11 protein-coding genes and 2 pseudogenes are annotated in these 12819 nt (G+C 59.8%); 8 read left to right on the forward strand and 5 right to left on the reverse strand.

Annotated elements, in window-relative coordinates; genetic code table 11:
• The first annotated feature begins 31 nt into the window (after nucleotides 1-31).
• The 6 genes and pseudogenes from LDZ21_RS23435 (at nucleotide 32) to LDZ21_RS23460 (ending at nucleotide 5621) form a co-directional block, all read left to right on the forward strand.
• Nucleotides 32-175 (forward strand): hypothetical protein, encoded by a 144-nt coding sequence (locus LDZ21_RS23435; protein WP_244797052.1) that lies wholly within the window; start codon nucleotides 32-34, stop codon nucleotides 173-175.
• Between the two features lie 57 nt (nucleotides 176-232).
• On the forward strand, nucleotides 233-1507 hold the full coding sequence (locus LDZ21_RS23440; protein WP_244797053.1) for an NAD(P)/FAD-dependent oxidoreductase: 1275 nt from the start codon (nucleotides 233-235) through the stop codon (nucleotides 1505-1507).
• Between the two features lie 63 nt (nucleotides 1508-1570).
• Nucleotides 1571-2473 carry a dihydrodipicolinate synthase family protein gene (locus LDZ21_RS23445; RefSeq protein WP_244797054.1) on the forward strand — a complete coding sequence of 301 codons (903 nt, stop codon included), beginning with the start codon at nucleotides 1571-1573 and terminating at the stop codon, nucleotides 2471-2473.
• Nucleotides 2474-2540: 67 nt separating this feature from the next.
• A complete protein-coding gene (locus LDZ21_RS23450; protein WP_244797055.1) occupies nucleotides 2541-3539 on the forward strand; it encodes a 4-hydroxyproline epimerase in 999 nt (332 codons plus the stop codon).
• Between the two features lie 44 nt (nucleotides 3540-3583).
• Nucleotides 3584-4819, forward strand: a pseudogene (locus LDZ21_RS23455) (metal-dependent hydrolase family protein).
• A 79-nt stretch (nucleotides 4820-4898) separates the two neighbouring features.
• Nucleotides 4899-5621 (forward strand): GntR family transcriptional regulator, encoded by a 723-nt coding sequence (locus LDZ21_RS23460; protein WP_244797056.1) that lies wholly within the window; start codon nucleotides 4899-4901, stop codon nucleotides 5619-5621.
• Nucleotides 5622-5860: 239 nt separating this feature from the next.
• Here the strand turns inward: LDZ21_RS23460 and dld are convergent, their stop codons facing one another.
• The gene (gene dld, locus LDZ21_RS23465) at nucleotides 5861-7597 is read right to left on the reverse strand and encodes a D-lactate dehydrogenase (RefSeq protein ID WP_244797057.1); all 1737 of its coding nucleotides are present in this window, start codon (nucleotides 7595-7597) and stop codon (nucleotides 5861-5863) included.
• A 48-nt stretch (nucleotides 7598-7645) separates the two neighbouring features.
• Nucleotides 7646-8332, reverse strand: a complete 687-nt coding sequence (locus LDZ21_RS23470; RefSeq protein WP_244797058.1) for a GntR family transcriptional regulator — start codon at nucleotides 8330-8332, stop codon at nucleotides 7646-7648.
• Between the two features lie 428 nt (nucleotides 8333-8760).
• Here LDZ21_RS23470 and LDZ21_RS23475 point away from each other — a divergent pair.
• Nucleotides 8761-9074: pseudogene (locus tag LDZ21_RS23475) on the forward strand (helix-turn-helix domain-containing protein); the annotation flags it as partial.
• Between the two features lie 94 nt (nucleotides 9075-9168).
• Here the strand turns inward: LDZ21_RS23475 and LDZ21_RS23480 are convergent.
• Nucleotides 9169-10218 (reverse strand): SDR family oxidoreductase, encoded by a 1050-nt coding sequence (locus LDZ21_RS23480; protein WP_244797059.1) that lies wholly within the window; start codon nucleotides 10216-10218, stop codon nucleotides 9169-9171.
• 212 nt (nucleotides 10219-10430) lie between these two features.
• Here LDZ21_RS23480 and LDZ21_RS23485 point away from each other — a divergent pair, with 212 nt between their 5' ends.
• Nucleotides 10431-11264 (forward strand): class II glutamine amidotransferase, encoded by an 834-nt coding sequence (locus tag LDZ21_RS23485; protein ID WP_244797060.1) that lies wholly within the window; start codon nucleotides 10431-10433, stop codon nucleotides 11262-11264.
• A 1-nt stretch (nucleotide 11265) separates the two neighbouring features.
• On the opposite strand, the gene LDZ21_RS23490 is transcribed toward LDZ21_RS23485, so the two are convergent.
• Both LDZ21_RS23490 and LDZ21_RS23495 read right to left on the reverse strand, forming a co-directional pair.
• Entirely contained in the window at nucleotides 11266-11445 is a 180-nt protein-coding gene (locus tag LDZ21_RS23490; RefSeq protein WP_244797061.1) for a hypothetical protein, read from the reverse strand.
• A gap of 436 nt (nucleotides 11446-11881) precedes the next feature.
• The gene (locus LDZ21_RS23495) at nucleotides 11882-12634 is read right to left on the reverse strand and encodes a hypothetical protein (protein WP_244797062.1); all 753 of its coding nucleotides are present in this window, start codon (nucleotides 12632-12634) and stop codon (nucleotides 11882-11884) included.
• Nucleotides 12635-12819: the final 185 nt, after the last annotated feature.

A 12819-nucleotide genomic window follows, 5' to 3' on the forward strand; every position in this document is an offset into this window, starting at 1 on the left:
GTGCTCTGCTTAGAAAAGTGGATCGACAGACGTGCTCGCCAAGACCGACATGAAGGGCGTGACGAGCGACCACTTCGCCTATGACCAATACGGCGACCTGCGCGACGCAATCATCACCGTCTACGAGTGCGAGAACGGGCAATGGAAGCCCCAGACGGTGCTTGGCTCGAAGTAAGGACGGCAACGCCGGGCGGCGATCGCGCTCTCTGGCCGGGCAATCTCAACTCACGAAATGACTCAGCAAGCTCAAAACTCACAGAAGATCTCCGACGTGGTCGTAATCGGAAGCGGAATTGTCGGCCTGTCCTGTGCATGGTCGGCGCTGCGCGACGGCGCGACCGTCACGCTGGTGGACCGTGACTTCGAAGGTGACCGCACGTCGCACGGGAACGCGGGCGGCATCGCGGTGACGGAAAGCACGCCGATCGCAGTGAGCGGGATATACACGAAGGCGTTGAAGTGGCTCTTCGACCCCTTGGGCCCGTTATCGCTCGACTGGAAGCACCTGCCGTCGGCGTTGCCGTGGTTCATGGCGTTCCAGCGTTGCGCGAACAAGGACCGCTTCCGGGCCATCTCGTTGGCGCTGGCGCAACTGAACAATCGCGTGTACGACGACCTCGTGCCGATGTTCGAAGACATCGGAGCGATGGACAGCTTCTACCGTCGTGGTGCGATGACTGTCTATGAAACCGACGAGGCCTTCGCCGCGGACCAGCACGAGTGGGAATTCAAGCGTGAGCTGGGCGTGCGCTGGCATGCCATGTCGGAGGCAGAAATTCGTGAATGCGAACCGTCGCTTGCACCGGTCTTCCGGCACGGCGTGTTTCTCGAAGACTGGTCGCACATCGGTGATCCGAAGCGGCTCGTAACGCTGCTGCGCGACCGCGTTCGATCGCTCGGCGCCAGCTTCGTCACGGGCACGGTGAAGAACCTCGACGTGTCGGATTCGCTTGCCCCGGCTGCAGTCACGGAAGCAGGAGAGCGCATTAACGGACGTCGAATTGTCGTCGCAACGGGTGCGTGGTCCGCTGCACTGGCGAAGTCCATTGGCGACCGCGTCCTGCTGGACAGTGAGCGCGGCTATAACACGACGTTGCCCGCGCACGGAATCGGCCTGTCGCGTGAAGTGATTTTTGCGGAACGCAAATTCGTCGCCACTCCGCTCGACATCGGCATCCGCATTGGCGGAGCAGCCGAATTCGCGGGATTGAAAGCGCCGCCGAATTACAAGCGCAGCGATGCGCTGCTCGAACTCGGCAAGCGCTTCCTGCCCGGCATCAACGACGCAGGCGCGGTCAAGTGGATGGGTCATCGGCCAGCCACGCCCGATTCACTTCCGGTGATCGGCCGTTCGCCGCACGCGTCGTCAGTGATTTACGCGTTTGGTCATGGTCACCTTGGTCTCACGCAATCGGCAACCACGGGTGCGCTCGTCGCGGATCTGCTTGCCAACCGAACACCCGGAATCAACCTCGAGCCTTACTCGATTAGTCGCTTTCGGCATTAACGGGGTCCCCGCGACCTCCATTTACCAGCGGGAATCCCGCACTACTTAATCAAGAGGTGTGTCATGGCCGTGAACTGGAAAGGCGTTTTCCCCGCAGTGACGACGAAGCTGAAAGACGATGGCTCGCTCGATCAGGAAGCAATCAAGGCAGGTTTGAATCGCCTTGTTGAAAACGGCGTGAGCGGCGTCGTCATGATGGGCATGGTCGGCGAGAACGCACAACTCACGCCCGAAGAAAAGCGAACCGTTTTGAAGATTGCCATCGAAACCATCAACGGTCGCGTGCCGGTGATCTCCGGTCTGGCGGAAACGAACACGGCGGCCGCAGTGCAGTACGCGAAAGACGCCGAAGCGCTCGGCGTGCAAGGCCTGATGGTGTTCCCGGGCCTCACGTACAAGTCGGAGAATCGTGAAACCATCGCGTTCTACAGGACCATCGCAAAGGCTTCGAAGCTCGAAATCCTGCTGTACAACAACCCGCGCGGCTATGGCGTCGACCTTACGCCTGATGTCGTCGCCGAACTGCTCGAAGAGCCGACCATCACGGCCATCAAGGAAGAGTCGTACGACACGACGCGCGTGACCGACCTGCTCAGCCGCTTCGAGGGCCGCCTGAACGTGGTGTGCGGTGTGGATGACCTCGTGCTCGAGTCCGTTGCGCTCGGCGCCAAGTGCTGGGTGTCCGGCATGGCGAACGCGGTTCCGAAGGAATCGGTTGAGCTTATCGATCTGGCGGTGGCCGGCAACTACGACCAAGCGCGCAAGCTGTATCGCGTATTGATTGACTTGTTCCATCTCGACACGCACGTCAAGCTGGTGCAGTACATCAAGCTGGCCGAGAACATTACCGCCGGTTATTCCGAGAACGTGAAGGCTCCGCGTCTGAAGCTCGAAGGTGAGGAACGGCAGAAGGTGGTCGCTATCGTTGAAAAGACGATGGCCGACTTGCGCTCGCTTTCGAAGTAATGTTCAAGCCTGGCGATTTGCTTTGCATTGTCAGGCCACTATCGATACATCCACGACGGAACGAGTAATGAAATCGACCTTCTTCTGCATCGACGGACATACATGCGGGAATCCTGTGCGCGTCGTCGCTGGAGGTGCGCCGCAGCTCGAGGGCGCGAACATGATCGAACGGCGATCCCACTTCGAACGCGAGTTCGACTGGATTCGCACGTCCCTCATGTTCGAGCCTCGCGGTCACGATGTCATGTCGGGCAGCATTCTCTATCCGCCGACTCGCCCCGATTGCGACGTTGCGATTCTGTTCATCGAGGTGAGCGGGTGCTTGCCGATGTGTGGCCACGGCACGATCGGCACGGTGACATCGGCTATCGAGCATGGCCTCGTTCGCCCGAAAGAAGCCGGAGTGCTGAAGCTCGATACGCCCGCGGGCGTTGTCGTCGCAAGATACAAGATGGATGGTGAGCACGTTGACTCCGTGCAACTCATTAACGTTCCGTCGTTCCTTCACTCCACGAATTTGTCCGTGGAGGTCGATGGGTTGGGAGAGGTGAAGTTCGATGTCGCTTACGGCGGAAACTTCTACGCGATCATCGAGCCGCAACACAACTACGCTGGCCTTCATACGCTCAAACCGTCGGACATACAGCGGTTAAGCCCCATTCTTCGTCAGAAGGCCAACGAGAAGTACGAGTTCGTTCACCCGGAAGCCCCCGCAATCCGTGGCCTGAGTCATGTCATGTGGACGGGCGACCCTACAGTCGCGAGCGCCCACGCACGCAATGCCGTGTTCTACGGTGACAAGGCGATCGACCGTTCGCCGTGTGGGACGGGCACATCGGCTCGCATGGCTCATCTCGTCGGAAAGGGGCGACTCGCTATCGGCGAGGGCTTCGTGCACGAGAGCATCATCGGCACACTATTCACGGGCGTTCCCGAGTCCGCGACAACGGTCGGTACGTTCGACGCCATCGTCCCCAGTATCGAAGGCTGGGCGCGCGTAACGGGCCATAACACAATCTTCGTCGACGATCGCGATCCTTTGGCCAAGGGCTTCCTGCTCACGTAGCGAAACGACGCGGCTTTCCCGCGCATCCACTTTGGGGATATCACATGCTGATCCTGAAGAACGCACGCGTCCTCGATGTCAATCACGAGAACGATCACGCGCATTATTCGATCGTCGTTGACGGAGAATTCATCAAGGAAGTCACGCGCGAGCCTGTATCCATCGAAGGTGCGCAGGTCATCGACTTAGGCGGCAAGACCGTGATGCCCGGCATGATCGACTGCCACGCGCACGTCATTGCATCGCTCGCACACCTCGGGAACAACGGCCGTCTGCCCAATACGTTCGCCGTGCTTCGCGCGGTCCCCATTCTCAGCGGCATGCTCAATCGCGGCTTCACGACGGTTCGCGATGCCGGTGGCGCCGACTACGCGCTCTCCCGCGCGATCGAAGAGGGCGTCATCGCCGGGCCACGGCTTTTCGTTGCAGGCAAGGCGCTATCGCAGACGGGCGGGCACGGAGATTTTCGGGAGCGGTTCGACAATTCCGATCCGGACCCCTGCGGATGCCATCGCAATCTCGGAGCGATTGACCGCATCGTTGACGGCGTCGACGATGTTCGCAAGGCAGTGCGCGAGTAAATGCGGGCGGGCGCGCATCACATCAAGATCATGGCGTCGGGCGGCGTCGCATCGCCGACAAACCCGATCGGCAACCTCCAGTTCTCGGTCGATGAGGTGAAAGCAATCGTAGAAGAGGCCGGGTCGCACCAAACGTATGTGATGGCGCACGCCTACACGGGCAAAGCCATCTCTCGCGTGGTCAAACTGGGGGTTCGCACCATCGAGCACGGCAACCTGATCGGCGATGAAGCCGCCGACGTCATGGCTGAACACGGTGCATTCGCAGTCCCGACGCTCGTAACGTATGACGCAATGAGCAAGGTGGGCGCGAAAGCGGGCGTCGCCGAGAGTGCCTTGATCAAGAACGAGAACGTCCGACTTCAAGGCCTGAAGGCGCTGGAGTTGTTGAAGCGGCACGGCGTCAGGATAAGACTCGGCACCGACCTGCTGGGCGACATGCATCAATATCAAAACGACGAACTCACCATTCGCGCGGAGATTCTTGGTGCGTTCGAGACGATTTGTCAGGCCACTGCCATCGGCGCTGAAATTGTCGGCCAGCCGGGCAAACTCGGCGTGGTGAGCGCTGGTGCTTACGCGGACTTGCTTGTAGTCGACGGTGATCCTTTGGAGGACATTAGCGTCCTGACGGGTCAAGGCGAACGGATGTCCGGCGTAATGAAAAACGGAACGTGGGTTCGCCAAACTTTGCTGTAAAAGCATGGCGCTGGATCTTGTATACCGCATGCGACACCGTGGTACGATGTTTTCTGTATACAACATTAGAACCAGAACCATGTCCCCGGTTGCCACCAAACGTCGAAGCAAAGAAGCGCCCGTCGTGAGCGACGTTCTTTCAGATGCAAGCACGCGGAAGATCGTCAGACCCACGACAGTCGAACTGGTGACCACTGCAGTACGGCAACGCATTCTGAGCGGCGAATACGCGCCTGGGGACGTGCTGCGGCAGGAGGCGCTTGCCGACGAACTGGGAGTCAGCCGTGTGCCTATTCGCGAAGCGATTACGCGACTGACTGCGGAAGGGTTGTTGACCAGCGTTCCGCATAAAGGCGCTTATGTAGCGGAACTGTCGGTCGACGAGGTGAAGGAAACCTTCGACATCCGGCTTCGACTCGAACCGTGGATCTTCGCTGAAGCGATACCGCGAATCACCGATGCCGAGATCGGCAAGGCAGAGCGTCTCGTAAAAGAGATGGATAAAGCGGATTCGGGCGTTTGGGGGCAGCTTAACTGGCGTCTCCACGAAACGCTGTACGTACCCGCTCAGAAAGAAATAACGCTCCAGATGCTTCGCGTGCTGCACGACCGCAGCGACCGCTATTTCCGGTTTCAAGCGGTACAGGTGCCTGTTCGGGAACAGTCGCATGACGAGCACATGGCTTTGATCAAGGCATGTAAGGCTCGCGATGCGAAGCGCGGCGCCAAGCTTCTCGAAGAGCACGTCAAAACCGCATCGAAGCAGATCATGGCTGTGGTCGAATCGGTTATGTCCCGGTGATGCCGCTGCCGTTGCGATAGCTGTAAATGACCCGCTCACTGGATAAAGTGAGCAGGCCGCTATCGATGTGAGATTTTCTTCTCGTTCGCCGCCTTGAATATCTCTTCAGTAAGGCGCTTTTCGATGCGCGGCGGAATCACGGCCACGCCTTCCGAGTCCGCAAAGTTCAGCGATTTCGTCCGTACTCTGAGCGACCTTTCCGATTGATCCACCGGCTGCGCAGGCAGCCGCACGGACCCTCATTCAGCCTGCTGAACAGGCTCGCAATCGGACTCGCAAGCACAGCGATAATTCGACTGCCCCCATTTGAACAACCGCGACGTCTTCCCGATGCCCGGATTGAACGAGTTAGTCGGATCGAGTTCCTCGTAAAACTGCCTGAGCGACGCCTTCGCCTCGTACAAGTGCCCCACGTTGTGCTCGGCAGGATACTCCGCGCCGCGTGCAGCCAGCAGCGCGAGAATGTCGTCCTTGATCCGGTCGCAATCGACGCCTTTCTTGACCAGATATTCCTGATGCAGCACATGGCAGAAGAAATGGCCGCAGTACATCGAAAACTCGATGTCCTTCGAAATGTGCTGTGGCAGCCGTTCGAACCAGTCGGTCGCGTTGCGCGGCAGGGCGATATCGAGCGCGACGATATCCTCGACGGTCCGGGGATGAACCGCGCGATACCGCACCATCGCGCCGCCGACGGTGAAGCGGTTGAGAAACGCCGCTTCGCCTTCCTTTGTCGTGCATTCGAAATAGTCGCCGTGTTGCGTGGGAAACCGCGATTGCAGATAGCTTCGCGCTTCCTGCACGCCGTCGTTACCCATCTTGAGCAACAGATGATGCTCGAACCTGTCGCGGTACTCGATGAGCCGTCGCGGCAGATGTTCGGGCAGGAGCCGGCTTACTGCCTGTAACAGCCGATCGCTGATCGCGTTGCCGAGTCCGGCCTTCTCGGTAAAGCCATCGAAGCGGCTTTTAGCAGCGAACGCACGCGGCACCTTGTCGGTGCCGAAGGTGCGGATGTACATGTACATGTCCTTGCCGTAGCGGCGGCTGATATCGAACGCGCCGCGGTGCATGTACTCACCCGCTATCGGCAGGCTCTTAAAGCCGCCGAGAATGTCGCGGCGAATCGTTTCGAGCTCGGCTGGATCGTTGCTGCCGATATAGAACACTTGCGTCTGTTCGTCAGCAGGGAAGGTATCGAGACGCAGCGCGAAGACCGCGAGGTGTCCGGCCGACCCCGATGCTTCGTAAAGACGGCGCGGGTCCGCGTTGAACCGCGCGGGCGTGGATGCCGCGATGTCGCGCACATGCGTGCCGTACTCGTGATCGGACGCGAGCAGTCCGGTGGCTTCAGGGATGTCGTCCGGCAATTCGCCTGCATCGAGACGAGCGAGAATGGCTTCGGCGGAGGCGCCCAGATCGATTCCCAGATGATTGACGAGCTTCAGTTCGCCGTCGGCGGTGACGCGCGCATGTATCGAAAGCTGAGTGAACGCGGGGCCGCGGCGAATCAGCGAGCCACCCGAGTTGTTGCACACGCCACCGGTCACCGATGCACCGATGCAACTCGAACCGATCACCGAATGCGGCTCGCGTTTGAGCGGCTTGAGGCGCTTTTCCAACTGATCCAGCGTCACCCCCGGCTGACAGATCACCTGTTCGCCATTGCGAATGAGATCGAGCCGGCGCAAGCGCATGGTATTGATGACGACGACAGGGCGATCATAGCCCTCGGCAGCAGGCGTCGATCCACCGGTCAGTCCGGTATTCGCCGCCTGACAGATGACGATGACGTTCGCACGATGACACGCCTGCAATGCGCGCCACATTTCGACGAGCGTGCCCGGCTGAATGGCGGCGAGCACCGGTCCGCCGCCGTATCGATAGCCCTGGCGGAAACGGCGCGTTTCAGTCGCGCCCGTGAAGACGTAGGCGTTGCCAACGATGTCGCCAAGCGACTGGATCAGTTCATTCATGGTTCGACGCTTCTTTCCTGGAGAACGCAGCCAGCGAAGTCTTTCACCTTAGCGCAATGACTCCGCACGCGCCTCGTCAGTCTGGCTCGCGCGGATATACGAGTCTTCGGTGCTTCGAATATGCGCGCGCAATGCGGTGCCGGCCTTGCGCACATTGCCGTCGCGAATCAGTCGCATGATTTTCGAATGCGTGTCATGGCACGAGTCCACGCGTTTGTCGTCGACGGCGAGCCGGGCACGCAACGCCTGAATCTTGTCGGCGACGAGTTGATACGCGGACTGCAGATACGCGTTGCCCGAGCACGCGAGAATCGCGCCATGAAAATGCGCGTCCTGCTGACGACGGCGCGTGTCATCGTCCACGCCTTCTTCGCGGCGCATTTTTAGCGCCGCAGTGAGTTGCTTGGCGAGTTGCCCGGCATCGCGACGCATGGCCAGTTCGAGCGCCGACAGCTCGATGATTTCGCGAAAACGGCAGATTTCGCGCACCTGGTCCACGGTCGGCTTGAACACCAGCGTGCCGGACTGCGGCCACACTTCCACGAGTCCTTCGAGCTTGAGTTGCAGCAGCGCCTCGCGCACCGGCGTCTTGCTGAACCCGAATTCGAGCGCAAGTGCGCTTTCCGACAGTTGGCTGCCGAAGGCTAGTTTGCCGTCGACGATCGCATTGCGAATCATGTCTTTCGCGATCACCGTCAGCGATTTCGGACGCTCTGCAAGTTTCTCGATCTTCATGTTTATGGGGCTTCGACGATCGCTCGTATGACCAAAGGCGCGCAGCAGCGATGCGCCTTGGTTTGCATGAAATATTAGCACGGGGCGGTCGTTGCTTCGAAGATTGATATCTAAGATATCAGATGAACGAGTGACGCAGCCGCCCATCGCTCATCAGCATCATCAGAGTGCCGCGCCGCGCGACCGCCGATTTGGAGCGACGGCATGCGCAACGTCGCCAGGGTTGCGTGAGTCGGGCTTGCCGAGCCGATATCGTCGAAGCCCGTTACCGATGGTTCCCGAGCACGCGGATGTTCTTAGCCCGGCATTCGTTGAGCAGACCGATGGCCTGAACGTCCATGCCGCAAATCATGACGCTCGGGCGCTCTTCGCCGTCCCTCGTTCAGCACACGATAGCGGACCGCCTTACTGCAACAGAACCCAGTCCCGCGCCAGAGTCTGATCGCATGCAAAACGCGCATAACTGCCCGCGTAGCAACCTCAGCCGACCGCTCACTGCCGAAGAGCTCGCGAGTGCGGCACATTTAGCCCGCGGCAGTTTAGTCGAGTGTTGTGATGGAGACAGGACAGTCGCCCGGAAAGGCAATTAAAAGGGCTGCGGCTCAAAGCGGCGCGGACGATGATCGAAAAGAGCCGGCATTCGTTTGAAAATAATCGCAAAAGATACGGGCTTTCGCGATCGTCGGCATATGCGCGATGCGTTCATGCGCGGGTTGGCCTGCCACCGCAGGAGATGCGGTGAGAAGCCCCCGCCGGCGATCGAAACGGTGCCTGGATGGTATTGCCTGCAGGCTCCCGTGCCGATAACGGCTCGGGCTTCGCGCCACGCATGAAGCTCATGGAATCGCCTTTCGCTCGCGGAATTCGTCGAAGAGACGCAGGAACATGTCCGTGCTATCGACGACGTCGTGAAACCCGGCCTGTCGGATCTTCGTCGTGCTGGACACCACATCCCAGTCGCAGCGAAAAATGAAGTCACCAAAGCCCCACGCCGCGACGTGTTCGTACGGAATATCGACGAGTCCGTGCTGCTTCACGATACGCTCCCACAGCGGTCCCTTGTCCGCCATGTACTCGCGCAGGTTGATGGTCTGTGGTTCGGCGAGCGGCATGTCGAAGTGATCGGCGATGGCGGGCCAGAGCTGGTCCCAGCGGAACACGTCGCCGTTCGTGAGGTTGTAGCTCTCGCCGCCCGGCGCTTCGGTCGCGGCCCAGACGGAACCCCGCGCGAGCTGCGCCGCGTCGGTGACTTGCGCGAGCTTGCCATAGCAGGTCGCGGTTCCGGGAAAGCGCAGCGGCAGGCCGAGCTCCTTGCTGATCGCTGCATACACGGCGATGACCATCGACAGGTTCATCGGATTGCCAAGCGCGAAGCCACACACCACGTCCGGCCGAAGCACGACGGCATCCCAGTGTTTGCCCGCCGCTTCGTGCGCGAGCCAGTCTTCCATGTCGTAATAAAAGTTCGGCGGCATGTGGCGGGCATCGTCTTCTCGCGCGGGCGTCTTGAAACGTCCGAGATGTGCGCCGTAGTACTTCGCGCCCTCATAAAGCACCACACGCCTAAGCGCTGGCGAACGCTCCGCCACCACGCTCACCAGGTTGCGCAGCATGCCGAGGTTTGCGTCGATGAGCGCTTGCGGCGTCGGCTTCTCCTGATATGCGGCGTGAAAGATGTGCGTTATGCCGTCCAGACCGGCGAGCTTCGCGCGCACGTCTTCGGGATCCAGCAGATCGACCGCGATGTGCTCGCCCGGCTTTGCATCGTCCGGTGTACGTCGCGACAGGCCGATGACATCCCATTCCGGCCGCGACCCCAGATGATTCACGAGTTGACGCCCGATCACGCCGACGCCGCCCGCCACGAGAGCTTTGTACTGTTGCATGCATGTCCCGGTGATGAATTGGTTGCTATCCGGGGAGCAATCGGCGCACCATCTCCTGCGGCGCGCTCTATCGGTGTCCTGCACGGCGACTGCTTTCTCCGCGCATCATGCGAGACATCGTCATCATCTGCTTGGCGCTGCCTGTACGAATTGCCGGTCTTTATCGTGGCGGCAACCCGCCGCAACGCAAGCCCCTTTGACAGGAGACAATCATGTGCCGCTGGCTCGCTTATTCCGGCAAACCCCTTCAGCTCGAGACGGTGCTCTACAACGCAAAGCACTCGCTAATCGACCAGAGCCTGCATTCGAGGCTCGGCCAGACGACCACCAACGGTGATGGGTTCGGAATTGGGTGGTACGGACAACCTACCGACATTCCCTTTCGCTATCGTTGCATTCAACCGGCGTGGAGCGACCGGAACTTGCGCGAAGCCGCGCGCGCTATCCATGCGCCGCTGTTCGTCGCGCACGTGCGCTCGGCAACCGGCACGCCGTCGCAGGAAACCAACTGTCATCCATTTCGCTACGGCCGGTGGCTGTTCGTACACAACGGCCTGGTGCGCAACTATCCGGTGGTGCGTCGCGATCTGATGGTCGCGATCGCTCCCGAACTGTTCCCGTCGATCGAGGGATCGACCGATTCAGAAGTACTGTTCCTGCTCGCGCTCACGTTCGGTCTTGCGTTGGCGCCTGTTAGTGCGCTCAAACGGATGGTTGCGTTCGTCGAGAAAACCGCCCGCCATCATGGCGTCGCTGAACCGCTGAACATGACCGTTTGCGCGACCGACGGCGAGCAAATCGTCGCGGTACGATATTCGAGCGAAAGGCGGTCACGCTCGCTGTTTCACAACACGTCGTTCCGTCATTTGCATGAGTTGTATCCCGACGATCCTCGCATCGCGATGGCCGGAGAGGACGCTTTTCTGGTCGTGTCCGAGCCGCTCGCCGATTTGCCGGGTTGGTGGCAAGAGATTCCGGAGAGCACAGTGGTGGTCGCGCAAGGCGGCGATATCGAGCAGTTTCCGTTCGAGCCTCAAGCGGCGTGAGTCACTTGATTCGTATTTTTCGCGGCATGATCGTTTCGGTACCGCGCGTCTTGTTCGACGCGTAGAGCTTTCCGGTTTCAGGCGCATAGGGCATATCACCCGGAGAGACGCCACCCGGTGTACGCGCGGTAATTTTTAAGGTGGCCTCCAAGGCGTTGCGCAAAGCGTAGAACATGAGCAAGAAAAAATCTGCTCAACGCCTACATGGTGCGCAGGTTTTTGAAACTGCGTTCTGCAGAGCTTCCTTTATACGAAACACGTGTTGCACTTCAGATTTGAGTCCGGCGTTCGATGTCCGGCAGGATCTCCTTCGTGAGTAGCGCAAGGCGAACTGGAAACAACTCGTGATCATCAGGGAGAAGTGCGCGCATTGCATCTGCTCCAGCAACACTTACATGATGGTTCAGCCAACATGCGGGGCTCCAGAACGGCAATTGGCCAGCAAAGTCGATCTTCAATGGATGTTAGACGCCGTCTGTCGTCGACGCTCGTCAGGGTCAGGCGCCTTGTGCTGCCAATTTGCAGGCCGTGGAAGGTGGCCACGACGACAGGGAAGGTGCCGAAACGCTATTGGTAATCGAAGCCGGTTTGAGTCTAGCGGCGGTTCGTCTGCAATCTCAGGCGGAAGGCGCGGATAGCGACGTAAGCCAGCGACCTGATTGCGGGCACACGATGCCCGGGGCGCCGTTGAACCAGACTTGCTCATCCACGACTTGCAGCGACGCCGAGCCGGCAATATCGAATACCACTTTCAACGCGTCGCCGACATCGGCGTTTTCGATCGGCAACTCCCAGGTCAGGAATATCTGAGTGAAACTTTGATCCGGCGTGACAGCCTCAGCGATGAAACTGTCGCTGCTGCGATGAATAACGCCATGTGGCTGACAGGTATCGAAGATCACGGCTGTTCCGTGCTTAAGGGGAATGCGTTGACCCGTATCGGGGAAATGCAAGTCCATGCCCCTGCCTTCGCCAAGAAAGAGATTGCAGAAGGCCGCAGCGCCATATTGCTCGGCATCATGGTGATATCTCGCGCCGCGACAGGCCATGAGCGCCATGTCGCTATCGGCGAGGACGTCAGGCAGTCCAAGGGCGCAGAGCCAGTCGAACATGGCCTGCACGCAGCGCTTGTATTCAGGCCACCGCACTTGCGTTCGCGCCAATGGCATGACCTCGACATCCCCGGGTTCGAGGGCGAGCCGCGTCGATGTTTCCCTTTGCCAGTCCGCGAGGACGGGCGCATCCGGCACAGGCACATCGAGCGTGTTGGTCAGGACGATGTCGCTGACGCTTCGACTGCGCATGGCGTCGCCGCTTCGGAAGAAGGATGTCAAGCTCCTCGCATGTGATGCTGCCGAAGTCGAGTTCATTGGGCCATTGTACCGATCGCCGCAGTGTTGCCACTTTCCGCAGCGGCGCAATCGAGCATAGCGTTCGTAACGAATCTGTAGCACGCGCGCCGGCGTTCATCCTTGCAACGCTCAGGCTCAATGCATCGGCCATTCAGAAGCGCGGAACATGCATTGCTTGAATCCGATACGTCGTCGCGTGACGC

It is taken from the genome of Caballeronia grimmiae, assembly GCF_022879615.1.
GTDB classification, from domain to species: Bacteria; Pseudomonadota; Gammaproteobacteria; order Burkholderiales; family Burkholderiaceae; genus Caballeronia; species Caballeronia grimmiae.